This window comes from Thermoanaerobacterium sp. R66 (genome assembly GCF_028895185.1).
In the GTDB taxonomy this organism is placed as follows: domain Bacteria; phylum Bacillota; class Thermoanaerobacteria; order Thermoanaerobacterales; family Thermoanaerobacteraceae; genus Thermoanaerobacterium.
Map to the genome: position 1 here is coordinate 1752297 of NZ_JAEUWW010000001.1, position 26910 is coordinate 1779206.

The 26910-nt window shown below is 36.7% G+C and carries 22 protein-coding genes; 5 read left to right on the forward strand and 17 right to left on the reverse strand.

Going from position 1 to position 26910, the window contains the following annotated elements:
- The first annotated feature begins 5 nt into the window (after window positions 1–5).
- Window positions 6–512 carry an RNA polymerase sigma factor gene (locus JJQ93_RS08855; RefSeq protein ID WP_274893510.1) on the forward strand — a complete coding sequence of 169 codons (507 nt, stop codon included), beginning with the start codon at window positions 6–8 and terminating at the stop codon, window positions 510–512.
- Window positions 502–1596, forward strand: coding sequence for an anti sigma factor C-terminal domain-containing protein (locus JJQ93_RS08860; RefSeq protein WP_274893511.1), 1095 nt, complete (start codon window positions 502–504; stop codon window positions 1594–1596). The genes JJQ93_RS08855 and JJQ93_RS08860 overlap by 11 nt, the downstream gene beginning before the upstream one ends.
- Before the next feature lie 54 nt (window positions 1597–1650).
- Here the strand turns inward: JJQ93_RS08860 and ulaA are convergent, their stop codons facing one another.
- From ulaA to JJQ93_RS08920, 12 genes are all read right to left on the reverse strand, one after another.
- Complete coding sequence (gene ulaA, locus JJQ93_RS08865; protein WP_274893512.1) at window positions 1651–2925, reverse strand: PTS ascorbate transporter subunit IIC; 1275 nt, start codon at window positions 2923–2925, stop codon at window positions 1651–1653.
- Between the two features lie 25 nt (window positions 2926–2950).
- On the reverse strand, window positions 2951–3226 hold the full coding sequence (locus JJQ93_RS08870) for a PTS sugar transporter subunit IIB (RefSeq protein ID WP_274893513.1): 276 nt from the start codon (window positions 3224–3226) through the stop codon (window positions 2951–2953).
- Between the two features lie 34 nt (window positions 3227–3260).
- Window positions 3261–3995, reverse strand: a complete 735-nt coding sequence (locus JJQ93_RS08875) for a sugar isomerase domain-containing protein (RefSeq protein ID WP_085113075.1) — start codon at window positions 3993–3995, stop codon at window positions 3261–3263.
- The gene (locus JJQ93_RS08880; RefSeq protein WP_274893514.1) at window positions 3973–6135 is read right to left on the reverse strand and encodes a BglG family transcription antiterminator; all 2163 of its coding nucleotides are present in this window, start codon (window positions 6133–6135) and stop codon (window positions 3973–3975) included. Before JJQ93_RS08880 ends, JJQ93_RS08875 begins: the two co-directional genes overlap by 23 nt.
- A 160-nt stretch (window positions 6136–6295) precedes the next feature.
- Entirely contained in the window at window positions 6296–7231 is a 936-nt protein-coding gene (locus JJQ93_RS08885; RefSeq protein WP_274893515.1) for a sugar kinase, read from the reverse strand.
- Between the two features lie 14 nt (window positions 7232–7245).
- Entirely contained in the window at window positions 7246–7875 is a 630-nt protein-coding gene (locus JJQ93_RS08890) for a bifunctional 4-hydroxy-2-oxoglutarate aldolase/2-dehydro-3-deoxy-phosphogluconate aldolase (RefSeq protein ID WP_274893517.1), read from the reverse strand.
- A gap of 26 nt (window positions 7876–7901) precedes the next feature.
- The gene (locus JJQ93_RS08895) at window positions 7902–8927 is read right to left on the reverse strand and encodes a LacI family DNA-binding transcriptional regulator (RefSeq protein WP_274893518.1); all 1026 of its coding nucleotides are present in this window, start codon (window positions 8925–8927) and stop codon (window positions 7902–7904) included.
- 148 nt (window positions 8928–9075) lie between these two features.
- Complete coding sequence (locus JJQ93_RS08900) at window positions 9076–10689, reverse strand: MBL fold metallo-hydrolase RNA specificity domain-containing protein (RefSeq protein ID WP_274893519.1); 1614 nt, start codon at window positions 10687–10689, stop codon at window positions 9076–9078.
- Window positions 10690–10805: 116 nt separating this feature from the next.
- The gene (locus JJQ93_RS08905) at window positions 10806–12008 is read right to left on the reverse strand and encodes an ROK family protein (protein WP_350494223.1); all 1203 of its coding nucleotides are present in this window, start codon (window positions 12006–12008) and stop codon (window positions 10806–10808) included.
- A 245-nt stretch (window positions 12009–12253) separates the two neighbouring features.
- Entirely contained in the window at window positions 12254–13759 is a 1506-nt protein-coding gene (gene xylB / locus JJQ93_RS08910; protein ID WP_274893521.1) for a xylulokinase, read from the reverse strand.
- Window positions 13760–13824: 65 nt separating this feature from the next.
- On the reverse strand, window positions 13825–15144 hold the full coding sequence (gene xylA / locus JJQ93_RS08915) for a xylose isomerase (protein WP_085113082.1): 1320 nt from the start codon (window positions 15142–15144) through the stop codon (window positions 13825–13827).
- Window positions 15145–15432: 288 nt separating this feature from the next.
- The gene (locus tag JJQ93_RS08920; RefSeq protein ID WP_274893522.1) at window positions 15433–17241 is read right to left on the reverse strand and encodes an NAD(P)/FAD-dependent oxidoreductase; all 1809 of its coding nucleotides are present in this window, start codon (window positions 17239–17241) and stop codon (window positions 15433–15435) included.
- Between the two features lie 130 nt (window positions 17242–17371).
- On the opposite strand from JJQ93_RS08920, the gene JJQ93_RS08925 reads away from it, so the two are divergent.
- Window positions 17372–18253 (forward strand): selenium metabolism-associated LysR family transcriptional regulator, encoded by an 882-nt coding sequence (locus JJQ93_RS08925; protein ID WP_274893523.1) that lies wholly within the window; start codon window positions 17372–17374, stop codon window positions 18251–18253.
- 5 nt (window positions 18254–18258) lie between these two features.
- Here JJQ93_RS08925 and JJQ93_RS08930 read toward each other — a convergent pair whose 3' ends face one another.
- From JJQ93_RS08930 to JJQ93_RS08945, 4 genes are all read right to left on the reverse strand, one after another.
- Entirely contained in the window at window positions 18259–18981 is a 723-nt protein-coding gene (locus tag JJQ93_RS08930; protein WP_274893525.1) for an SGNH/GDSL hydrolase family protein, read from the reverse strand.
- Window positions 18982–19064: 83 nt separating this feature from the next.
- Entirely contained in the window at window positions 19065–20090 is a 1026-nt protein-coding gene (locus JJQ93_RS08935) for a hypothetical protein (RefSeq protein ID WP_045412178.1), read from the reverse strand.
- A gap of 12 nt (window positions 20091–20102) precedes the next feature.
- Window positions 20103–21056 carry a phosphodiester glycosidase family protein gene (locus JJQ93_RS08940; protein WP_045412181.1) on the reverse strand — a complete coding sequence of 318 codons (954 nt, stop codon included), beginning with the start codon at window positions 21054–21056 and terminating at the stop codon, window positions 20103–20105.
- Window positions 21057–21215: 159 nt separating this feature from the next.
- Complete coding sequence (locus JJQ93_RS08945; protein WP_274893528.1) at window positions 21216–22385, reverse strand: iron-containing alcohol dehydrogenase; 1170 nt, start codon at window positions 22383–22385, stop codon at window positions 21216–21218.
- 177 nt (window positions 22386–22562) lie between these two features.
- Here JJQ93_RS08945 and JJQ93_RS08950 point away from each other — a divergent pair, with 177 nt between their 5' ends.
- Complete coding sequence (locus JJQ93_RS08950) at window positions 22563–23675, forward strand: DNRLRE domain-containing protein (protein ID WP_274893529.1); 1113 nt, start codon at window positions 22563–22565, stop codon at window positions 23673–23675.
- A 77-nt stretch (window positions 23676–23752) separates the two neighbouring features.
- Window positions 23753–24823 (forward strand): tetratricopeptide repeat-containing glycosyltransferase family 2 protein, encoded by a 1071-nt coding sequence (locus tag JJQ93_RS08955; protein WP_274893530.1) that lies wholly within the window; start codon window positions 23753–23755, stop codon window positions 24821–24823.
- 39 nt (window positions 24824–24862) lie between these two features.
- On the opposite strand, the gene JJQ93_RS08960 is transcribed toward JJQ93_RS08955, so the two are convergent.
- The gene (locus tag JJQ93_RS08960) at window positions 24863–26839 is read right to left on the reverse strand and encodes a methyl-accepting chemotaxis protein (RefSeq protein ID WP_274893531.1); all 1977 of its coding nucleotides are present in this window, start codon (window positions 26837–26839) and stop codon (window positions 24863–24865) included.
- Window positions 26840–26910 lie beyond the last annotated feature (71 nt).

Consider the following 26910-nt stretch of genomic DNA (forward strand, 5'->3'; position numbering starts at 1 on the left):
CAGTCATGAAAGATGAGAGGTTTGAAGACTTCTTAATAGATAAGATGGCCATAATTTACAAATATCTCATTAAAATCGGTGCATCTTATGAAGATGCAGAAGACATCGTACAAGATACCATTTGCAAAGTTGTTGAGTATGTTGACTCCATAAACACAGACGACATCTATCCATGGCTGTTTAAAGTATCAATAAACAAATATTATAATCTGTACAATAGGAAAAAGAAGGAGGAAATCGGTATCGATGATAAAATCCTTAATAGCCTCTATTCAGATGGAATGATAGAAGAACACGTGCTTAATGAAGAATTAAAATCAAACGTTCATAAAGTCCTTGGTCTATTAAAGGAAAGCTATAGAACCCTCTTGATTTTTAAGTATTTTGTTGGATTATCTTATAAAGAAATAGGCGAGATCTTAAATCTGGATGAAAACAAAGTAAAAACATATCTTTACCGTGCAAGAAACAAATTTAAAGAATTATGGGAGGTATCGAATTATGGCAGATGAAAAAAATATAAATAATGATGAGAAAGAACTTGATGAAATTTTTGAAAGTACAAAGAATGATAAATTTAATAAAGCAATTAAAAAAGCAAAATGGCGCTCTATTCTAAGAACTACAGTTATAAGTTTGATAGTCATATTAATTGTTTCAATAAACACCGTCTTTATAGGAATCAAGGTAACACAGTCAGAAAGCTCTGATATAAGTTTTGCCTTATCAGTATTCAACGATATCTCTGCTCCTGACATGTATATAGGAAAATCAATAAGATATGAAGGAATCTTTGGAGGCAAGACAGTTTATTCAACTTACAAGATAATAGAAGGCAAAGTAGTTTATACAGGTCAACAGGAATACAGCTATGGGCTTTTCAACACTGTGGACGTACAGGCTATCAATTCACCGGCTATAGTATGGGGAGAAAGTTTTGATGAAGACAGTTTAAATAAACCTACGTACAACGAACTTGGTCAAAGGGAAATGATTTTCTTCTATCCATACGTAAAATACAAAATGTACAAAAATGATCTAAATCTACTGGAGGACATAGGAAATGACAAATATATAGAGATGGCATTATCTTTTGATAAAGCCTACAACATCGACGAAGTAAATAAAATGATGCCAAAAAACGTAACTTTAACGTGGTATTGGGTTGACGATCTAAATAGCAAAGAAAAAGAAGCACATGAACCACATAAAAATAAACAAAAGCTTCCTGACGGAAAGACAATTGATGTAGATAATCCAGCAGATGTATGTTCTGAAAAAGCCGCATACGGCATAAAGGTCTATGACAGCAATGGAGACAGATTAAAAAATCCAGAAGAACTTTTTATAGGAGCAATCGAAAACAATATAAATCAGTTAGAAAAACTTAAAACAGATATTCATAAGGTAAATGGCATCAAGTCTGAAGTTAAAAGGATTTACGATAATCTAAAAGACAAGAATGGAAAAATAAAGAAGGAAGATTTAAAGATACAAGGCGTCGTCGTAACAGGTACTGCAGAAACCTTAAAATCTCTTAGAGGTTTACCTTTTATAAAGGCATCATCATTAGGTGTTGTCACAGATAAGTATTGAATATTAAAAGCTGCTGACTTTTAATCAGCAGCTTCATTTTGTTACTTTCACATATTATATTCCAAAAATTTTCAAAATCCATCCAAGAATAGAACCAAGTGTTACCATATCGGTATCACCAGCCCATCTCATAAAATCAGTAATTGTATGTGCAACAACAGGTAATACAAATGCTTGACCAAATATGATTATTAATCCTGCAATTATTCCACCAACAATTGCGCCTCTTAAACCACCAGTCGAATTTCCAAAGACACCGGCAGGACCGCCATCAAAAAAGAATGGTATCATAGCAGGTAAGACAACCCATGGATATCCAGTAAAACCTAATATTAAAATTGATATTATCCCTACTATCAAGCTTGTTATAAAACCAATCATAACTGCAGTCGGTGCATAAGGGAAAATCATGGGACAATCAAGAGCTGGAATTGCATTTGGTATCCATTTCATTGTAATTCCTCTAAATGCAGGAACGATTTCTGCTATAAACATTCTGACACCAGTAAGTAAAATTGTAATTCCCGCGCCAAATGTTAAGCCTTGGATAAGTGCGTAAATTATAAAATTTTGACCATTGCTTATTTTTTGCTCAACAAAAACAGGCCCTGCAATTAAAACTGCTATCAAATAAACTACCGTCATTACCAGTCCTGTTGATATTGTCACATCTCTAAAAAAATCCAAGCTATCAGATATTTTTATATTTTCAGTATCATTCTTTTTATTGCCTACTAAGCCACCAATATATCCTCCTAAAACAGCGCCAATAGTAGACGTGTGACCATACGCAAATGTATTTCCACCTGTAATTTTTCTGATAAATGGTTGCGCTAAAGCTGGCATGAAAGTAATATATAACCCCATTAATATAATACCAAATACTATTAAAGCAGCTCCCTTTACACCAGCATCAACCAAAACTGCCACCCATACAAAGGACATCCAAAATAGTAAATGTCCTGTTAACCAAACATATTTCAATCTTGTAAATTTAGCAACTAATATATTTATGATAAATGCTCCAAGCATAACTAAACCAATAACACTACCATACTTTGTAATAACTTCATTTGTGCCTATGCCTGTATTATTTACCTGATTTATACCATAAATATGGTTGAATATCGTTGCTAAAGGATTTACTGTATTTGTTATAATGCCGGCCGCAGATGTCATGATCAATAAGCCAATGGCTGTTTTCAATGTCCCTTTAAGTATGTCACTAAAACTCTTTTTCTGCAAAATCAAACCAATAAATGCTATTAAAGCCATGAAGATCGCTGGTTGCTGGAAAATCTGCGTAACAACAAAATTTAGAACTTGCATATATTTACTCCTCTCCTCATTAAAATTATTTAATAAATGGCATCAATTTGCCACTTATCTCATTTTTATTTATAAAATTGTCTACAATCACTACAGGAACATCATCTCTTCTGATAATTTTAGCTATTTCCTTAGATGTCAAAATTAAATCACACGGCTCACTTGCAGCTGTTCCAGCATCACATGCACTGACTTCAGCCTTTATTCCGTTTTCACTTAAAATATCCTCAACCGTCATCCTCAATATTAAGCTAGTCCCTGAACCAACACCACAAACCGTTAATATTTTCAATTTATTCATATTCAACACCTCTTGAGAACGTATTTAACAAAAACTATAACATTTTAATTAATGGTCTATATTTATTTATCAAATTTTTATTAAATTCATCCGAACCATCTATATTCCCACTCATGAATACAGGAACATCAACACCCTTTGTTGCTAATTTTTCAGCCACATCAATAAAAATACTATTTATGATCGTTGCCCCAATTATGGTCGATGTTGGACCTATTTTAACTTTTAGCCCATCTATGCTAATTGAAGCATCCCCAACATCACACATATTATCGATATAATAATCAACAACTTCGTATAATTTTTTCCCACTAATATGTTTAGAAGAATATGCATTTGAATATTTTAGTGACGTTATGGCTACAGTTGTCAAACCATTATTTTTGGCTTTTATGGCAAAATCAATGCTAACGGGATTTCTACCGGAAGTCGAAAATACAAAAAGTACATCACCTTTTCTTAAATTAAAGTTATCATAAATTATCTCTCCAAGATAATTCATACGCTCTAACTTACTGCTTTTTTCTGCACCCTCATGTAACATCAATACTGGTTCTAATATAGGATTTACACATGCTAATCCTCCGGCTCTATAAAAAGTTTCTTCTGCAAATATATGAGAATGGCCACAACCAAATATGTCTACAGTATATCCTTTTGAAATACTATCAGCGACAATATCTTCAATCTTATTCAATATTTCTCTTTGTTCTATAAAAATTTTATCTATTTTATTCTTAATGACTTCAATATATTCTAAACTTTTCATGCTTCTCACCTTTTAACTCACAATCTTTGATATAATCTAAAATATTTTTAGAATCAACACATTTTAGCATGTATTCGACTTTCTCATCATCCCCCAACAATTCCACCAATTCCGATAATGCTTTTAAGTGTGATGAATGGTCAACTGCACACAAGCATACGACTATTTTTACTGGATCGTTTTCCTTATTGCCAAAGTTGACTGGATTTTTAAGAGTGATGAGGCTCATGCCTATTTTCTTAGCTCCTGATTCTGGTCTTGCATGTGGCATTGCTATACCAGGTGCAATGACGATATACGGTCCTATCTCTTTTACAGAATCTATCATTGCGTCTATATACCTATGCTCTATAGCACCTTCTTTTTCTAAAAGTTCACCTCCAATCCGCACTGCTTCTTCCCAATCTTTTACTTCAACATTCAGCTTTATCGTCTTTTCTGTCAAAAGGTCTTTTAACAATGGTTCTGCAACTCCTCTCTCTTCGTTTACATCTTCTATATCTAAGAATTCTTTAAGTTCTTCGATCAGTTTTTGCCTGTTTAAAATACTGCAATGCTTCTCAATAATTTCAATTAGATCGTCTAACTTAATTGCATATGTCCTGTCATTTCTTATAAACAATTTCAACTTCTCAATGTCATTTTCAGTTAACAAGGGATTTACAACTACAGTCTTAATTCCTTCCGCATTCACTGGAACAGTAGACACTATCAAATCAACATGCTTTTTCTTTAATTGGTCTTTTACTTGATGGTATGCAACAGTTCCTTTTATATTTACATTGAAAACCGATTGAAGCCTTGATGACAGCATCTTTGCCGTTCCGATTCCTGTGCCGCATACAACAAGCACATCCATTCTATTCATCACCGGTGATTTTTGCCTCTCTATCGCTGCACCAAAATGCATCACAAAATAACCGATTTCTTCATCATTAAGCTTGTTTCCTGCATATTCCTCTAAAGGTTTTAGACAACCTTTCACTATTTCAAAAAGCCTGCTGTAATTCCTTTTTATTTCATCCAATACTGGATTTTTCAGATCTAAGCCATGGCTTAACCTGTATATTGTAGGTCTTACATGCTCTAAAAGCCCTTCAAAAAGCTGCACATCTCTGGATAAGTCTATATTTACTTCTCTTTCTACATTGCTTATAATTTTCTTCGTAATAAGTTCCAGTTCAAGCCAATTTTTATCTTTGTTGCTTTTTTTATTTGTCACATTGCTTCCCAATAGATGGACAGTTATATAGCCGATCTCGTCTATAGGTATGTTGACATTAAAATGCTTTTCAAGCATCTTGGCTATATTTGAAGCGACGCTGAATTCCTTCGTCATTTCCAGCGATTTTAATTCTTCTGTAGGCATTATGATGTCTCTTCCAAGCTCTATCCTCTTTATAGCGATTGCAATATGAGCAACTAACCCTGTAAAGGCTGCATCAGAAAATACCGTCTCCAATTCATTTTCCGCAATTCTTATGCATTCCTCAATGTACGATATATCAATATTTTGAAAAAGCCTTTTTATTTCGTTGTCCATGCCTACGTTTATCTTCGTGTACATAGGCGATTTTACGATGTCAAGCACCTTTTCTATATCTACCGTTTCCGTAAGAAGCTCTATAGCGGCTTTTCTAAGTTTCTTTTCATCACCTATGACTTTCAATCCATACTTTGGCACTGACTTAAGCTCAAGCCCATGCTCTAAAAGCCATTCCCTCACCTTATCAAGGTCATTTATTATAGTGCTTCTTGACACCAATAATTTGTCTGCCAGCGTATTTATCGTCGTATAATCTTTCTGTCCCATAAGGCTGCTTAAAATAATGTTAACCCTTTCTTTCTGCGAAAGCGCATAATGGTAAATACTTACGTCGTCTAAAATCTCTAATGCTTTTTTTCTGTCTTCCAATGATTCAGAAAATTTCACACCTACATTTGGTTTTCTTATCAATTGTGGCAAACTATTGTACTTTAAAAATTCATCAATTGCATCAAGGTCGTATCTTATCGTCCTTGAGCTTACCTTAAATGAACTGGCCAGTTCAGTGATCTTGACCGGGAGGCTTGAATTAACAAGCTTTATTAGTATATGTGTGCATCTTTCATTGAGTATGATAATTATCACCTCTTTCATTATCAATTATATTATCATTTGTCTTGCTTGAAAAGCTTAACATTTTTCAAATCAATTATGGCAAATTTGCACTATATATTATACTGTATCTTTAAAAACAAAAATACCGCCTCGACTTTTAGTCTTGACGGTATATTTATCTATCTGATAACACTCACATTTAATTTTCATTCATAAATTTTTCCAATGTATCTCTATATGGAAGTCCATCGTTGTCACCTGGCGACATAATTATTATCGCACCTATTGCATTGCCTCTTTTTACTGCATCTTTTAGCGTAAGCCCTTCTAACAGCCCGCTTATTACACCTGTTGCAAATCCATCTCCAGCACCAACTGTGTCAACTACTTTTTCAACTTTATACCCACTTACAGTAAAGCTCTCATCTTTTGTCTTGACATATGCTCCTCTGTCGCCAATCTTTATAATGACAGCATCAACTCCTCGCCTTAAGTAAAAATCAGCTATGACATCAACATCATCTGAACCTGTCAAAATCAAGCCTTCTTTTATGCCTGGCATTACAATATCGCAATTAGATGCGATGTCGTTTAACGTTGCCACCATCTCATCTTCACTTTTCCAAAGGCTCTTTCGTATATTAGGATCAAATGAAATCCTTATGCCATTTTCTTTTCCAATCTGAATCATTTTGTAGACAGTATTCAATGTGTCTTTTGAAAGAGCTGCTGTTATGCCTGTAATGTGTATGTGATTGATCTCACTCGCATCACAATCAATGTCATTTGGTGTCATGTGGGATGCTGCAGAACCCTTTCTAAAGTAAAATATGTCTGGATCTCCTTTTGATGTCTTTGATTTAAGCATAAAACCTGTCGGGTACTCATCAGTAAATTTTACCGATGAAACGTCGATTTTTTCTTCCAACAATTTATTATAAATGTACTTGCCAAAAGGATCGTTTCCAAGCTTCGTAATGTATTTAACATTATGCCCCAGCCTGCTTAAACCTATGGCCACATTTGCTTCTGCACCTGCCAATGCCTTCGTAAACTTGCTGACATTGTCAAGGGTACCTTCTTCATCTGCAATGAACAATGCCATAGGTTCTCCTGCCAATAAAACCTTTGCCAAAATGTATCACCTACTTATCCAATTTGCTTCAATGCATTTACGAGCCTTTTTGCTCTTTCCTCTAAAAGATCCAAATTGTCAAAGTTTATTCCCTTTGTCAGATAACCGCCTACGCCAACTGCATATGCGCCGTTTTCAAACCACTCATTTATATTCTCGTCATTTACGCCGCCTGTAGGCATGAACTCCAGAAATGGAAATGGTCCTTTGAGAGATTTTATTATCTTTGAATCGACAAATTCTCCAGGGAAAAGCTTAATGACTTCTGAGCCTATTTTGTAAGCTTTATACATCTCCGTAGTTGTAGCTGCTGCCATCGAGAAAAATACATCATTTTCCTTGCAATATGCTGCAACTTCCTCAACAATGCAGGGTGTCACCACAAAATCTGCACCATTTCCTACAGCTTCCTCTGCCTGACTTAACTCCAATACCGTCCCTGCACCTATTATCTTATCAGGGTATTTCCTTTTAAGCTCCTTAATAAGCTTTCCTGCACCTTCCACAGTGTAGGTTATCTCTATTATGTTTATGCCGCTTTCTATGACTTTCTCTGCCATTTTAAGCCCCAATTCATAATCTTTGCACCTTATGACTGAAAATATCCCGCCTTTTGTTTTCTCTTTTATTTCCTTAAAACTCACAGAAATCATCCTTTCTTTATATTTATTTAATGAGATCTTGTAGATCCCCTTATTACAAGCTCTGCCTTCAAAACAACCTTCTTAGGTTCAAATTCATCGCCTCTACTTATCCTGTCAATAAGCATTTTAGCTGATTCCACGCCAACTTCATAGGTAGGCTGCGATATGGTAGTAATTCCTGGCGGTATAAGGGACGCCCATCCCCAATCGTCGTAACCACATACGGCAACATCACCAGGTACCTTTAAATTAATCTTATTTATGACTTGCAGTACATTTAAAAGCACAACACCATTTACGGCAAATAATGCCGTCCTGCACTTCCTATAGTCTCTCATCATTGATACTATATTTTCTTCAATTTTGCTTAAATCATCGTCTACTTCAAATATCAAATTGTTGTTATCTATTCCGTATTTTTTTGAGACATCTGTAAATGCCTGCTTTCTTTCGGTTCTGGTGCTAATATCGCCTATCCTTTCAGTAAAAAATCCTATTCTTTCATATCCATTTTTTATAAGGTGCAAAATAAGCTCAGACGTAACTTCGTAGTTGTTGACAACAACGGTATCAAATACCATATTTTTTATGCTTCTATCAGCTAATACTACAGGCAAGCCTTTTTTAGACAGTTCTATCAAAAACTCGTCATTACCACCTGCTGTGTTTATTATAAGCCCATCTATATTGTTATCTAAAAGTGATAAGATGTACTCTCGCTCTTTTGTGGCATCATTATCTGTGCTGGCTATTATTAAATTATATCCGTCTTCTTTTAAGACTTTTTCTATGCCTTTCACAAGGATTGACGAAAAATGGTTACCTATGTCTGACACAAGTACGCCTATGAGATTCGACCTATTCAATTTTAAGCTGCGAGCCAGATTATTGGGCCTATAGTTAAGCTCATCTATGACCTTTTTGATGTTTTCCCTTGTAGCATCTGACATGTACTCAAATCGGCCGTTTAAAAACCGGGAGATAGTCGTCTTTGAGACACCTGCTTTTTTCGCCACATAATCGATCGTGATTTTAAAGTTATCATTGCTCATGTCATCACCAACATTTGTTTTTTAGAAACCAGTTTACGAAACCGGTATATATAATATATTCTACATTAAATTTAAAAATCCTTCTTTTTTTATTTAATGTAAACAAATTTATTTCTATAAAAAAAGTGCGCACTATGGCGCACAATAATTAGCTAAATCTTCTTTTTAATCTGGACAATACATCTGACATTGCTGCCAAATCGCTGCCGACTTCTTTCACCTTTCCTCTATTTTGACTTATGATGTCTTTAAGCCTTGACAGAATCTTATCATTTTCCGCCCTCAATTCTTCTATCTGCTTCAATATCTCCTCATCTGAAGGCAATGCAATCTCTGCTACATTTACTTCATCGGACTCAAAGTCATACGTATCGTACTTTGATGGAATGATCGTTTCAATGTCAAACACATCTTTTATCTTCTCTGAAAGTACTTTTTGAGCACTATCTTCGCCGTGAACAATAAATATTTTCTTAGGCTTTTTCTTAAATGACGATATCCAATCCATAATACCCTTTTGATCAGCATGCCCAGAGAAGCTTTCTATGTTTTGGATTTCCGCATTGACTGTTATTTCCTCTCCAAATATATTCACAGTCTTTTCACCTTCTAATATTCTCCTGCCAAGGGTACCTTTAGCCTGGTAACCTACAAACACTATTGTGCTGTCAGATCTCCAAAGATTGTGCTTTAAGTGATGCTTTATGCGGCCAGCTTCACACATGCCACTGGCTGAAATAATTATGACAGGCTCTTTAAGGTCATTAAGCGCCTTTGATTCTTCTGCCGAATGTGTAAAATGCAAATTTGGAAAATCCAATGGATAATCACCATTTTCCACATATCTTCTGGCTTCATCATCGAAATAGTCAAGATGCTTTCTAAAGACGTCTGTGACAGATGTAGCAAGGGGACTGTCTACGTACACAGGCACTTTACTTATATACTCTATCTCATTTTTGTAAAGTTCCTCATCTTTGTGTATCTCATATAACAGTTCTTGTGTCCTTCCTACGGCAAATGATGGGATTATCACATTGCCTCCTCTTGATATAGTCTTTTTTATTATCTCCATAAGCTTTTTGGCTTTGTCGCCTACGTCTTCATGCAGCCTATCACCGTATGTGGATTCACACACAAGATAATCTGCCTCATCTATTATCGCAGGATCTCTCAAAATCGGTATATTTTTGTTTCCCAGATCCCCCGAAAAAACCACCTTCGTCTCTTTTCCACCTTCTTTTACCCAAATCTCCAATATAGATGAACCCAGCATATGTCCTGCATCATTGAACTTTACTTTTACATCATCTGATGGCTCTATTATCTCATCATAATTGACACCGTAAAAAAGCTGCATTGCCGCTTTTCCATCGTCAGCAGTGTAAAGCGGCATCCTAAGCGTTTTTCCCGCCCTCTTTCTTTTGCGGTTTTTCCATTCGTTTTCAATCTGCTGTATATGCCCACTGTCCTGCAGCATGTATTCACAAAGATCTACCGTGCCTTTAGTTGCGTATATCTTTTTTCTATATCCTCTTTTATATAGAAGTGGAATCCTTCCACTGTGATCTATATGAGCGTGTGTCAAAAGCATGAAATCAATGTCTTCAATATCAAATGCAAACTCTTGATAGTTGTACTCATCTTCTATTTCGCTTCCTTGAAACATGCCACAGTCTATCAGAAATTTTGATTTTTCAGTCTCCACAAGATAGCACGAACCTGTTACTTCCTTCGCAGCACCTAAAAAAGTGATCTTCATCATATCTCTCCTCTCGCAATTGATAAAAATATTCAAGATTTTATCAATAGTCTTAATAATATTATACTATAATTAACAAAAAAAGCGAGGAAGAACTTACATGCCTTACCTCGCTTTTACAATCCGGGATATGAAAACACTTCAGATATGACAAGTGTAACAGCGCCTATAGCTCTTTCCAGCATTCCAAGCTTTGATATCTCGATGGCAACATCATTGTACCTTGATACAAGACATTTTTCTCTCACGTACTCTTTGACAGCGTCTATCAACATATCGCCAATAGCAGATAATGTATTGCCTATAAGCACCAAGTCTGGATTAAATGTATTAACTATATTTACAATTCCAACGCTTAAATTCTTAGAAATTTCGTTTATAGCATCGATAGCAAGCTTGCTTCCTAACTCTGCATAACCTGCAATATCGTTTATATCAAGAGAATCAATATTTTCACTGTCTATAAAGTCATCTTCCTGTCCTGATTCAAGCTTTTCTTTTATATATCTGAAAAGAGATTTTTCGGATGCGTAGTTTTCCCAGCAACCTCTGTTTCCACAACTGCACATGTGGTCATTTATATCAATTGTCATGTGCCCTATCTCGCCTGCTAACCCACTGGAGCCTCTATAGAGCTCATTATTGATTATGATTCCTGTACCTATGCCAATGCCTGCACTGACATAGACAAAATTTTTGGCGTTTCTGCCTCCTCCAAACCACTTCTCACCTATAGCACCTGTATTAGCTTCATTGTCTATATACACTTTTAAGTTGAATCTCTCTTCTACCATCTTTTTAAGCTCCACATTTTCCCAATTCAAGTTTGGAGCTTTTAGCACAACGCCTCTTTTATAATCTGTAATACCAGGCACACCGATGCCTATGCCTAATATTCCCTTCACCGTATTTGGCGAATTTTTTATAGCCTCATCTATAAGTTCCAGCATCTTAGATATGATGTCTTCCTTGCTTTCGCCGATCTTTAAATGTATCCGCTTTTGCCACAATATGTTTGCAAGTATGTCTGTCAAAATGACGAGAATATAATTCACATCAAGATCGACACCAATGACGCAACCAGCAAGGCTATTTATCATAAGCATTATAGGCTTTCTGCCGCCTTTTGACTCTCCGGGCCCTTCTTCCTCTACAAAGCCTTCTTTTATAAGTTCATCAACCAAAGAAGAAACTGTTGATTTATTAAGCCCTGTAATATTTGCTAAGTCAGCCCTGGATATTATGCCTTTTTTGCGGATAGTGTTTAAGACGATGGATTTATTAATTTGTTTTATCAGCAATTGATCACCTGTTATCATTTAATCACCTTGCAATACTTCGTTTTCACCAGCATATTATACCATATTAAAATGTGCTTTCTCAATGATACGGCCTTAACATAATAATCGAAAAACACGTACAAAAGTTTAACAATTTGACGAATTTTCAATGACTTTATTCAATTCTAAAATATATACTCCAATAGCAATTGTCTCCCATCTAAAGATGGGAGACGATTTTATCTGTTATTTCAACAATTTAGTTGTCAATTTTAAGTCAAACTTTACAAATTCAGCTTCCCAATTTCTTCAAATGCACCTTTAAGCCTCGAATATAAGCTTACGTAGATTGGATACAGCTTGTTGTACTTTTCGACGTTTTCTTGGATTGGGTATACGCTATCTGTAACTTTTATTAAACTATTGCAAGCGTCATCTACATTTTTGTAAAGACCATATCCTACAGATGCCATTATGGCTGCACCGAATGAAGGTCCTTCTGTAGCATTTATCATGTCGATTCTTACATTGAATATGTCGGCAAGTATTTGCCTCCAAAGCCTGCTTTTAGCGCCACCACCACTTACCCTGGCTTCATTTACAGGTATATTTAAAGCCTTTATAAGCTCCAGCGAATCCCTAAGTCCAAATGCTACACCTTCTAATATAGATCTCGTCATGTGGCTTCTATTGTGAGTAATAGTTAAACCTACAAAGCTACCTCTCGCATAAGGATCGCTGTATGGCGTCCTCTCACCCATAAGGTAAGGCAAGAATATTAGTCCATCACTGCCTGGTTTCACCTTTTCTGCTTCTTCTAAGAGTCCGTCAAATGTCATAACATCAGTCTTGTAATTATTTACATCATCCACCCACCATTTAAGGCATGATGCAGCCGAAAGCATTACACCCATCACATGCCATTTGCCGTTCGCATGACAGAATGAGTGAAGCCTAAGCTCATCATCTGCTGCGTACTTATCCTGTGATGCAAATACGACGCCTGAAGTACCCAATGCGATGGACACTATGCCACTTTTCACTGTACCGGTTCCAACAGCGCCGCTGGCTTGGTCACCACCACCACCTACGACGATAGTACCTTCATGAAGCCCTGTCAAATCTGATACTTCTTTTGTGACATACCCTGTGACATCTGTCGATTCATAGCACTTAGGAAGGGCTTTTTCCGGTATTTCGAATATGTCTATCATTTCTTTTGACCATCTTCTATTTTCCACATCGAAGAGAAGTGTACCTGATGCATCTGAAACTTCTGTAGCGTACTCACCCGTCAATTTAAACCTTATATAGTCCTTAGGTAAAAGGATATGAGCGATTCTTTCATATACATCCGGAAGGTGTTTCTTTACCCACAATATCTTTGGTGCAGTAAAGCCTGTCAATGCTTTATTTCCAGTGTACTTCAGAAGACCTTCTTTCCCTATTTTTTCGGTGATGTAGTCGCATTCTTCCTGTGTCCTTTGATCACACCAAAGTATGGCCGGTGTTAAAACGTTATTGTCTTTATCCAGAAGCACCAATCCATGCATCTGTCCGCTTAAGCCGATGCCTTTTATGTCATAGCCATTTACGCCGCTTTTTACAATAATCTCTCTTATTCCATCCCTTGTGCTACTCCACCAATCTTCTGGATTTTGTTCTGCCCAGCCTGGTTCTGGATAGTACACAGGATATTCTTTTGAAACGCTTGATATCACATTACCGCTTTCATTCATCAGTATTATTTTAACTGATGATGTTCCTAAATCTATCCCTAAAAAATACATACATTTACCTCCATGATTTTGTTAAGGGCAGCTTTAATGAAGCATGAAGCTGCCCTCATGTTTCATTATTCTGCAAACAAATACTGATTTAGGATTGACTCCAATAGCTCTTGTCTTCCTGATTTGTTGACAATCTGGCTGTGCTCTAATGCATACTTCTCAAGGCTCTTGAAGTCAGCCTTTCCGCTTACAATATCAGCGCCAATGCCATCTTTGTAGCTTGCGTATCTTTCCTCGATAAACTTGTCGAAAACGCCATCTTTCACAAGCTTGTAAGCAACCTTGAAGCCTTTTGCAAAAGCATCCATTCCAGCTATGTGACCTAAGAAAAGATCTTCTGGCTCAAATGAAGCACGTCTTACTTTTGCATCGAAGTTAAGGCCGCCTTTGTCAAATCCGCCCATCTTTATGACTTCATACATGGCAAGTGTGGTCATGCGTATATCTGTAGGGAACTGGTCTGTATCCCATCCTAAAAGCATATCACCTGTATTTGCGTCAATTGATCCTAATACACCGTTTATTCTTGCATATCTTAGCTCATGTTGGAAGTCATGGAATGCCAATGTCGCATGGTTTGCCTCTATATTCACTTTGAAATATTTGTCAAGATCGTATTTCCTCAAGAATGCCAATACATTTGCCACATCAAAATCGTATTGGTGTTTTGTAGGCTCCTTTGGCTTCGGCTCAATCAAGAACTGGCCTTCAAAGCCGATTTCTTTTGCATAGTCAACAGCCATGTGCAAAAATCTCGCAAAGTTGTCAAGCTCAAACTCCATGTCTGTATTGAGAAGTGTTTCATATCCTTCTCTTCCACCCCAGAATACGTAGTTTTCGCCGCCAAGCTCCTTAGTAATCTCGAGGGCTTTTTTGACTTGCGCTGCGGAATATGCGAAAACATCAGCATTGCACGATGTTGATGCACCATGCACAAATCTCGGATTTGAGAAAAGATTTGCAGTACCCCACAAAACTTTCGTCTTGCTGGTCTTCAAGTAGTCCTTTATCATGGCAACTATTGTATCTAAGTTTTTGTTCGTCTCTCTAAGAGTGTCCCCTTCAGGTGCAATATCCCTGTCATGGAAGCAGAAGAAAGGTGCATTTATCTTATCAAAAAATTCAAATGCTGCTTCTACTCTAGCCTTTGCTATGTCCATAGGATCTGTATAGTGGTTCCATGGTCTTTGCATGGTAGCTTTGCCAAATTGATCTGTTCCATCAGCAGTAAAAGTATGCCAATAAGCTATAGAAAAGCGGAGATGCTCTTCCATCGTCTTGCCATCGATTACTTCCTCAGGATTGTAAAATTTAAAAGAATAGGGATTGTTTGATTTTGGCCCTTCATATTTTATTTTAGATACATTCTCAAAATATTTATTCATAAAATTTCCTCCTTCTATTCGTTTGTCTGTCCAACAAACATTATATATTATATATTCTACACAAATTTAAAAAATCCTTCTTTAAAACAAAAAAAATTTTAAAAAAAATGACCGCTCTGGTATAACCCAATCCAAAGCGGTTTAAATTTTAAAGCTTCTTATGACAATAAATTTATTTCATATGATTACTTCTTTATTTTTGCATACTTAATCTTGATTCAAAAACTTAATTAATTCATCAGTAAATACATCAGGTTTTATCTACCGTCATAATCGTCACCTTCTTTTTCAAATTATAAGTGACACTTCTGCGCCATCCCTTATTGCCTCTACTGCTGTTGCTACTTCTTTGCAGTCGCCTATAAAAATCATGTTGTCGCTTATGCAGTTTTTAAATGTTTCATCAGGGCTATTGCCTATTGCAATCACCACATCGTCTGATGCGACTTCAGCGCCATTATTGTATACAATTTTCCCATTGTTTATCACATCTACTTTTGCGTTTGTTACGATTCTTACACCGAGATTTTTCAACCTTTCCATCAAAAGCTTCTTATTCATGGCGTATATGTCTTTACCTACTTCATCAAGCTCTTCTAATACTGTAACGCTTTTACCTATTGTTGCAAGGTATTCTGCCGTCTCCAGCCCTGTCAAACCTCCGCCTATTACAGCTATTTTCGTCCCTTGTGGTATTTTACCACTTAAAACATCTATGGCTTTATAAGGCACTACATCCGTTTTAATCGTCAATTCCTTTGGAATTGAGCCTGTTGCAATTATTACCTTGTCATAATTCATATTTTTCAGTTCATCGCACGAAACTTCTCGATTCAGATTGACTTTTACACCGTACTTTTTTAAATCAGTTTCAAGATAATCTACTACTTTTCCTATTTCAGACTTGTGCGGAGGCACCTTTGCCACTTTTAACTGTCCTCCCAGTGCATCCGACTTCTCAAATAGCTCCACATTGTGTCCTTTTTTCGCCAAGTACAAAGCAGCGGACATGCCAGCAGGACCACCGCCTATTACAGCCACATTAAGCTTATTTTCTGCGATCGCATCAAACTCTTTTTCTCTGCCTACAGCAGGGTTCATCATGCATGATACAGGAAGACCTTTCTGTATATATGCGATACATGCCTGATTACAGTGGATACAGTATTTTATCTCATCAGCTTTCCCATTGATATATTTAGAAACGCAATCAGGATCTCCTATAAGGCCTCTTGCAATGCCTATAAAGTCAGCATAACCATCTCTTATGATGGCTTCCCAATCGTCTGCTGCACCCAGCTTATCGGCAGCAATTACAGGAATCGAAACACTATCTCTTATTTTCTTCGCGTAGTCTATAAGTGGTTTATCATCTATACCCATTGGCGATATGTGGTATTCTGACGTAGAACCTACACCTGATGAAACATTTATTGCATCTGCACCATAATTTTCTAAAAGCTTCGCAAGTTTTAGACTTTCTTCTATATCAAATCCGCCATTTGTATAGTCGCTTCCATTTATACGGCAAATTACTGCCATGTCTTGAACTTCACTTTTTACACTCTTTAATATCTCCAATGCAAATTTGGCCCTTCCATCGAAATCTCCACCGTATTCATCATCTCTCGTGTTTACATTTGGCGATAAGAATTGATTTACAAACCATCCATGTGCAAAATGAAGCTCAACAGCATCAAACCCTGCTTTCTTCGCTCTTTTTGCAGCATTCACAAAGTCCTTCACAAACCCTTTTATGTCTTCTACAGTAAAATCTGATGGCTTGTATTTAGGGTTGTGCATAGCAATCTGCACCGCAGCTTTTGCACCGTTGCCATGAATGACATCTGCTAATTTTTTAAGCCCATCAATCTTATCATCGTCGTCTATCCCTAACTGGTTTTTGAAAAACTTGCCAAACTTATTTACATACGATGCCTCAACTATGACTAAAGCAACATCTTTCGACCTTCTGTCGTAATAGCCTATCTCTTTTTCACTGACAAATCCATCATTTGATAAATTTGTGACAGTTGGCAGCATGACAAATCTGTTTTTCAATCTTATATTTCCTATTTTACCTTCTTTTAAAACCATGATAACGCACTTCCTTTTATCTTTTTAATGCCATTACATCTAAATCTTATTGTAATGCTTGCTTTTATATAAGTAAAATAATATAATATTATAAAATATATAAGTTATTGCTTATGGCTGGTGATTTATTATGAATTTTAGAGAATTGAATATATTCTTATCTGTATGTGAGTACGGCAGCATGTCTGAAGCCGCAAAACACCTTTACATGACACAGCCAGCTATAAGTCAGGCAATTTCCGAGCTGGAAGAAGAGTACAATGTGAAGCTTTTTGATAGGATAGGCAAAAAGCTTGTATTGACACATGCAGGCGAAATTTTAAGAGATTACGGAAAAAAAATCAATCTCTTGTTGATGGAAACTGAAAACACATTACAGAATATATCCGATACCAAGGCAGGAAAGCTTAAGCTGGGTGCCAGCAGAACCGTCGGCACATACTTGTTGCCTAAAATAATCGGCAAATTTTTGAAACTATATGCAAATGTGGAATTGCCATTTTGCATAAGCAATACAACGGAAATAGTAAATATGATACTTAATAGCGAAATAGATCTTGGAATAGTAGAAGGTCCAATACACTCCGATAGCATCGAAAAAAAACATTTGTTAGATGATGAACTATACCTTATATGCTCAAAAGAACATCAATGGGCAAAAAAGAATATCATCCAGATGGATGATTTGTCAAAAGCTGATTTCATTATGAGGGAAGTTGGCAGCGGCACGAGAGAAATATTTGAAAATACAATGAAATCCCACAACATAGAATACGACATTAAACTGGAACTAAACAGCATCGAGGCAATAAAGAAGGCAGTCGAAGCAAACTTAGGTGTTTCAGTAATATCAAAGTTAGCTCTAAATGAAGAATTAAAAAGTTCAAAGCTTATAAAAATAGAAATAGAAGGAATAAAATTCACGAGAAAATTCAATATCATATATCATAAAGACAAATACTTGTCAGATCTTCATAAGAAGTTTATAGATTTCATTTGCAGTGTAAAATAAGGATGTTATTTTAAAAGGAAACCATAATATGTCATAACGTAGTCTTTTATCCTATCTGCAATCGCTTTGTGACCATCCTCATTCGGGTGTATTCCATCTTCACATAAAAGCTTTCTGTAATCAGGCCTATCTAAAAACGCACTTCTCACATCTATTATCTTCGTATCGGTGCTTGAGGCTATGCTCAATATGGCAGAATTGTATCTTTCCTGCCACCAGTATATCTTTGTGACGCTTCCAAGCCACGTCAATATGTTTTTTGCCATTTCTTTATTGCCTTTGCTAATCCAGCTAAAGTATCTGTCTGCATCCAATGGAGGAAGCGTAAGCAAAACCGGTGCTATGTTGGCATTTTTAAGCGAATCTATGAGTTCTCTTAATGTCTCTTTAAACACATTGAAATCAGTGTTTGGCAGATGTTCTTTGTAAGGGTCTTTAGCTACCTCATCCCAATTAAAATCGCAATCATTCCCCCCAAACTCTAAAAGTACAATATCAGGATTTACCTTGTCTAACTCTTTTTTAAGCCTGTCTTTGCCTCTTAATATGGTGCTGCCAAACTTCGATATGTTTTCAACAGTTCCTTTTAAGCATCCATTTAAAAGATTTGCATAAGAATCCTTCAAAACCACATATTTGTTCCTAATTTTATCGAGAACCACGCCTTTGGATATGGAATCTCCGCACACAAGAAAGTTGTAATTTTCTTTTATGTTCAACATCTCCATCATTTAGCCTCCCTAACCTTTTAATCTATTATACCACAAATTAACATATTTATTAACAAAAAAAAATGCCGAAACATTCGGCATTATTCCAATTTCAATATTACATCATTATCCTTTTTGTAGATTATATAATTTGCGTTGATACCCAGTATATCGCCGCTTCCCGTTATGGTCTCACCTGTATTTACGTCAATCAAATCTTTACCGTCAAAAGTGACAGTCAAAGCATTGTCCTTAGGCAGTATATACACCTGATTTGGATCAATTGCATGATTCAGCTTTATGTGACTCCAGTTTTTGAAGCTTTTATCAATTGTTCCGTAGTATATTTCCACAACTTTATTGTCGCTGTCTAATTTACCTACGTACACATTGTCATTGTTGTCAGTGCCAATAAGCGAGAAACCACCACTTAAAAATGTGTAGCCACTGCCATTCTTGATGACCCTTATTATCCCGTTTGATGACTCATATAAAAGGACATCTTTTCTCTGAAGCTCGTACATTCTTGTAATCCTCTTAACTGGCAGTCTAAAGTTTGTAATCTGGCCCATTATATCTACACGGTACAGATAGCTATAACCATTGGCATCAACCACATTTATATAGATCATGTTTGTAAGAGGCGACAATGTGACATTTTCTATACGGCTGTTTCTTGGAGCATATATAAGCTTGTCTATCTTTATCTTGTTGTTTATATCAAGGTCATAAGCCTCAAGCTGTATCGCTTCACTGCCACGGCTATACGTCTTATAAAAATATATGATTCTGTTTCTATCGTTAAGCCATGTGTAGTACTGTATATAGTTGCTGGCTGCGATTACCTTCTTTATGCCTTGCGTCTTAGTGTCGACGACTATTATCTGATGGTTTAAAAGATATGAAACGTAACTTCCGTCATAAGAAGCCTCCACACTTTCTCCATCGTTAGGTACCGCAACTTTCATGGTCTTTTGCATCGCGTTTGTATCTGACTCAGTATTGACTTTTTGTATGTGAAACGTAGTTGTTGTAGATAGATATACATTATTTATATAGAAAAGCACTCCCATCTCTATTATCAATGGAAACACTATCCACGTAAAAATTCTTCTTATAGCTTTCATAATACCTCCATCTTATTTTGCATAAAATATTGTAGGAACCATTCTCTCGCCTAAAGGATTTGACGGATTGTTTATGACTTTTCCTTTGTAGTACATGGTGGTTGAGGATCCTCCGTCAAGATTTGTGGCATTTACGGCACCATAATCCAGCATTATGTTTTGCACATCCTTTAATGTGGCTCCGACGCTGGATATTGCCCTTCCGTCTATGACTAAAAATATGACTGTGCCATCGGCCCTCTGTCCTATTGCAGTCCTTGGGGCAATACCCCATCCACCGTCACCAGTCTTTATCATAGGCTTTCCATTGACTACGAGAGCAGGACCAAAGCTTACAGCTTCTTTTAAATTTAATTTTTTTATCTCGTCCAACGTGTATTTGCCCACCAGCAGTTTGCCGTCTGTTGTAAATCCTGCAAGGTCGATTTTACCGTCTTTGCTGTAAGCATTGTTGTATATTAGCTTTCCATTGTGTATGATGATTCCGCCTGGCGTTCCTCCACTTCCAGTCCACGCACCATCAACGTATCCAATAAAGCCTCCAGCGTTTATAGCAGCTATAGCCCCATTTTCTTTCGCTATCTCACTGACTGTCTCTCCTTCTTTAGGAAGCTTGCTTGATATGCCTACTTCAACTCTCGTAGGATCGTGAATTAAAATCACCTTTCCTTTGAATCTGCTGCTGCTTATGTCGTTCACTTCAATCGTCGTGTCGTGGTTGTTTTTGAAATTCAATAGACTACTTTTGCTGCTGTCTGTAGATATATTTGTCATTTCCTTCATTATAGCGTCAATTTTGCTTTGAGGCAAAAATAATGTGGCAATGTACTTATGGCTAAATGTAGTCATAGCTGTCGCTACCAAAGTATTTCTGATATTTGTAAAAGGACCGTAAAATATGGACATCGGTATAACTATAACAGCCAAAAATACTTGAAATATTACATAAGCTATTATCTTTTTCATACAATTTCTCTCTCCCATTTTAACACCTTATAATTTTACACATATTCTATTATACAAGAAAATTATTAATATTTTATTAAAAAATCGCAAATATATAAAAAAATATATCCTGAATAGCTATTTTTATAGCATAATCAGGATATATTTACATATATTGGGTTATTTTGCAAGATTGTATATGTTTATTATGTCTTCTTTCGTAAGTTTAACAAACTGCCCGACGGTTGCCGTCCCATTTGACGTGCATTTGTCAGCCATCTCCTCAAACCTGTCATAAGGTATATTAGCCTCCTTCAGTGTGACAGGAAGACCAATGTTTCTAAAGAAATCCTCAAGTCTTTTTATACCTTCCAGCGCTATCGCTTCTCTGTCGGTAAATGTCAAGTCTACATCCCAAACTTTAACGGCAAACTGGACAAATCTGTCCAAGTCGTGTTTATACACGTATTTCATCCATGCTGGGAATATTATAGCAAGTCCTGCGCCGTGTGCTATATCGTAGATTGCGCTTAGTTCATGCTCAATCCTGTGTGATGCCCAATCACCGATTCTTCCCGTATCCAGCAGTCCATTATGTGCAATAGTACCTGCCCACATCACTTCAGCTCTCGCATCATAGTCTTCAGGATTTTCAATAAGCCTTGGAACATTGTTTATCATTGTCTTAAGCGTTGCTTCACAAAGCCTATCTGTAAGATCTACATTGCGGACATTTGTAAAGTACCTTTCCATTATATGAGCCATTATATCCGCTGCACCTGCAGCCGTCTGATACCGAGGAAGTGTGTACAAAAGCTCTGGATTCATTATGGCAAATTGAGGCCTTATGAGATCAGAATGTATACCTTTCTTGTACCAACCATCTTCATTTGTTATGACTGCACTGTCGCTGGCTTCACTTCCTGTTGCAGCCAATGTCAATATTACACCTAATGGCAATGCCTTTTCAATCTCAGCTTTGCTTACAAAGAAATCCCACACATCGCCATCATAAAGCGCACCAACAGCAATAGCCTTTGCAGTGTCTATGGCACTACCTCCACCTACAGCCAATATAAAGTCAATGCCGTTTTCTTTGCAAATCTTTATCCCTTCATAAACCAAGCTAAGCCTTGGATTTGGTTTTACTCCTGATAATTCTATGTAATCAACACCATTGTCTTTTAGAGATTTTACGACTTTGTCGTAAAGACCTGTCTTTTTTATGCTGCCACTGCCGTAGACAAACAATACTTTTTTTGAATATTTTTTTGTCTCTTGGCCTACTCTATTTTCAGTCCCTTTGCCAAAGATGATCTTTGTCGGACAAACAAAATCAAAATTGTTCATAAAATCACACCCTCTTTTTAATTTTTCTTTTGAAATAATTATACCACTGGTTTTTTGAAAAACATATTTTGATAGTACACTACGATAACATTTGATATGTAACAACTAATATACAACTTCATATATTAGTTTTAGAACACGATCATATTTAATCGTGCTCAAAATATTCCAAACGAGGTGGTTGTTTTGCCAACTATTCAAATTAACCCTACTGACGATGCTTATATATCGCAGTATTTTCCTACTCAAAATTTCGGCAATTCTATTTCACTATTTACTGGCGAATATTTAAGGTTTGGAAATATGCCAGATGCTTACAGAACTCTATTAAAGTTTGACTTATCAGGAGCTATACCGTCTGGTAATGTGATGACAGATGCTAAACTGTATCTTTATGTAAACAGAAAAGATATGCCTGACAGCGTACTGTATCCACAGAATATTACAATCTATGAAAACTTAAATAACTTCAGTCAATCGACGGTAACTTGGAATACGGCACCTTTTACCGTCGTAACTCCTTATAGTTTTACTGTTACCGACAGCATGGTAGGAAGCTATATAGGAATTGATATAACAAACTTAGCATATAAATGGGTCTTAACACCATCTTTAAACTTTGGCATAACCATAAAGGGAATAGAAAATGTAGTTGACACTATAATAGGATATGAATCAACTAACAATGTAAATAAGCCATATCTTGAAATAACTTATGAACCATGTCCTGTATGTCCTACTGGTCCTACTGGCCCGACTGGTCCTACCGGTCCAACTGGCCCGACTGGCCCAACTGGCCCTACCGGTCCAACCGGTCCTACTGGTCCGACTGGTCCTACTGGTCCTACTGGCCCGACTGGCCCTACTGGTCCTACCGGCCCGACTGGTCCTACTGGTGCAGGAATAGCAGCTTACGGATATATTTACAACACAACTGGTAACACCGTCATTCTTGGTGGAGATGTAACATTTGATAGCAATGGACCATTAGTAGGCATCTCTCACACAGCAGGAACCGCACCTATAACATTTGATGTCGGCGGAACCTATAGAATTGGATATACTACGACAGCTTCAGTAGCTATTTTGAATTCAATGGTATTGACATTAAACGGCACTCCATTACCTCAAACACAGTATTCCACAATCATCAATGCGACAGAATTAGTAGGTGAAGCTATAATAACAGTATCCGCTGGAGATGTCTTGACTTTGAGAAACACAGGCGTCGCCTTGACTTTAGCTTCTGGAGTCGTAAATGCTTCTATCACATTGCTAAAGCTTGACTGATATTAAAAGACATCTAAGGGTTTGGTTTTGCCACCCCTTAGATGTAAATTTATTGAAATCAGATAAGGAGAATGTCTATGTTCCAAAGTATAACTATAAGTCTGTGCATGATAGTAAAAAATGAAGAACTGACATTGGATAGGTGCTTAACATCCATAAAAGATGCGGTAGATGAAATAATCATAGTTGATACAGGTTCTACTGACTTAACAAAAAACATTGCAAAGAAATTTACTGATAAAATATTTGATTTTAAGTGGATAGACGATTTTAGCGCAGCAAGAAATTTTTCATTTAGCAAAGCGACAATGGATTATATATTATGGCTTGATGCAGATGATTATGTAGAACCAGGCGATTTAGAAAAACTTATAAATCTTAAAAACAATTTTAACGCATCTATCGACTCAGTGACGATGAAATACGTCTTGACTAAAACATCAAATGGCAGTCCATCTTTTGTAAGCATTAGAAATCGCCTTATAAAAAGAGCAAAGGACTTCAAATGGATTGGCGCAGTGCATGAATGCCTTGAGGTCTACGGAAAAATTTACGATAGCGATATACAAATTATGCATGGTAAAGTAAAAAATACACCGAATAGAAACATTGAAATTTACGAAAAGATGATTGAAAGCAAAAAAGACTTTTCACCAAGAGACATGTTTTACTATGCAAATGAATTAGCCGAACACAAAAGATATACTGAAGCCATCCAATACTACAACATGTTTATAGACTCCAAGAAAGGATGGATGGAAGATATACTGTATTCTCTCGGAAAGCTTGCTGATTGCTATGAAGCTTTAGGAGACTTAGACAAAAGGGATAAAGTGCTTTTTAAATCTTTTGAATACGACGTGCCAAGGCCTGAATTCTGTTGCAGATTAGGATATAAATTTTTACAAGAAAACAAGATAAAGCAATCTATTTTCTGGTATGAGCTTGCGACAAAAGTCGAAAAACCTAATCAAGGCTTTGTAAATATAGCATGTTCAACATGGCTTCCACATATTCAGTTGTGCATATGCTATTACAGATTAGGTGACATAGAAAAATCATATATGCATAATGAAGAAGCGAGAAAGTATGACCCAAATAATCCTATGGTACTTCAAAACAAAGCATTTTTAGAAAGCATATTATAAAAAGAACAGGTCTTTTTACTCACCTGTTCTTTTTTAAACTTACTCTATTTTAAACATCTTAAGTGATTCCATAAGCTCCTCTGCATACCCTTTAAGCTCATTTGCCGTACTTGAAAGCTCCTCAATTATAGCTGTTTGCTCTTGTGATGATGCCGAAATCTCCTCAGTAGACGCCGCAGTTTCCTCAGATACAGCAGCTATATCCTGCACAGCATCAACGATCTTGTTCTTATTGGCTTCTATATCTTTTAAAGAGTCGTTCAGGCTGTTTATCATGTCTGTCACAAACTTCAAGGCTTGTATAATGCCTTCAAATATCTCTTTCGTGTTATTGACGGAATTGCTTTGCTCCATGACGATATTATTGGCATTTTCCACCGTTGCCACCGTTTCATTTACGTCATTTTGTATCTCAGATATAAGCTCTGATATGCTTTTAGCAGCAAGGCTTGACTCATCAGCCAATTTTCTCACTTCATCAGCAACGACAGCAAAGCCTTTTCCGGCCTCTCCCGCCCTTGCAGCTTCTATAGCTGCGTTTAAAGACAGCAAATTAGTCTGATCCGCTATCTGCCTTATTGTATCAACTATCTTTCCTATCTGGTTTGATTTATCTCTTAAGAAAAGGGTAGACTCTCTTACTTTGTTGTTGGATTCGATGCTTTGCTGCGTCTTAGCTAAAAGGCTTTCAATTATCTCATTGCTGCTTTCCGAAATCATGTTTATGTTTGTGACTTCGTCCAAAATATTGTTGGAGTCGTTCATAGCCGTATCTATAAGCTTTCCAAGCTCCAGTGTTGCTTTTGCGCTGCTTTGAGCACTTTCAGCCTGATTCGATGAACCTTCAGCTATCTGCTCTATCGCCCTGGCCACATCTTGCATTGTGGACGAAACTTGCTCTGACGACGATGCAATGTTATTGGATATGTTGTTTACAGATTCAGCAACATTTTTTATCTTTATGACCAATGACCGTATTCCTTCAATCATGTCATTGTAGCTTTTAGAAAGCAGTCCTACTTCATCTCTTGATTTTATATCAGTGCTAAGCACAAGCTCACCTTTTGACGCTTTCTCCATCGTCTTTGATATTTTCCTGATGCCGCCTGTCAAAGTAGAAATAAAGATAAATGCCAAAATGAGCCCAAATATGAGGCAGATAATCATTACAGTGATCATCGTATTCCTTATGGAGCTTGTATCAACATTTAGCTCCTGAATAGTCGTCGAAACGACGCCGATCCATCCAAATTCGCTTAGCTTCTTGACGCTGGCAAACTTCAACTGGTTGTTAAAAGTGTACTCCATCGTCTTATTATTAAGGGACAAAAGCTGTTTGCCAAAGCTGTACTTTGTAATCTTTGTAAACATCATAGTTTTGTCAGGATGGGATATGACAGTGCCATCACTTGTCATCAAGTAAAAGTATCCTGAATTTCCTATCTTTATGCTGCTTATGGCATCCGAAAGCTTCGATAGGTCTATGTCTATTCCGACAACTCCTGCTAAGTTTTGGTTTTCATCAAATATGGCTTTTGACATGGTTATCTCAGGTTTGCCAGACAGGATGTCCTTGTAAGGCTCAGTAGAAGCAATAGCACCTCCTGCATCTAAAGCAGCTTGATACCAAGGCCTTTTAGTGAGATCTACGCCACTTACATCTTGAACAGGGTAGATGATGGTCTTACCGTCTTTAGCTGTAAAATAAGCGTTTAATATGATCGAATTGTTGTCTTCTACACCTTTTAATTTATCCAACAAGCTACTTGAATCGCCGGTTTTGATGTAGTTTTTAAGGTCGCTGGAATTGGCAATATCATTAAGTGAAATCTCCGCGTTTTGCTTCACCATTCCAACGTAATTGTCAAGCACTGAAAGAGCCGCTTGATTTGATTTGTCTATTCTGCTTTTTAAAATTGTCTGCGCTTCATTTACAGAAAAATAGCCTGTAATGAGAAGCGGTACGACGATAAACAGGGTAACCAATGAGAAAATCTTGATCCTTATACTTTTCACTGCCTTATCACCTCATGTATTAATTTTGCTCGTAAATTGTTTATCGGCTATTTTAACAATAATCTTAAGCC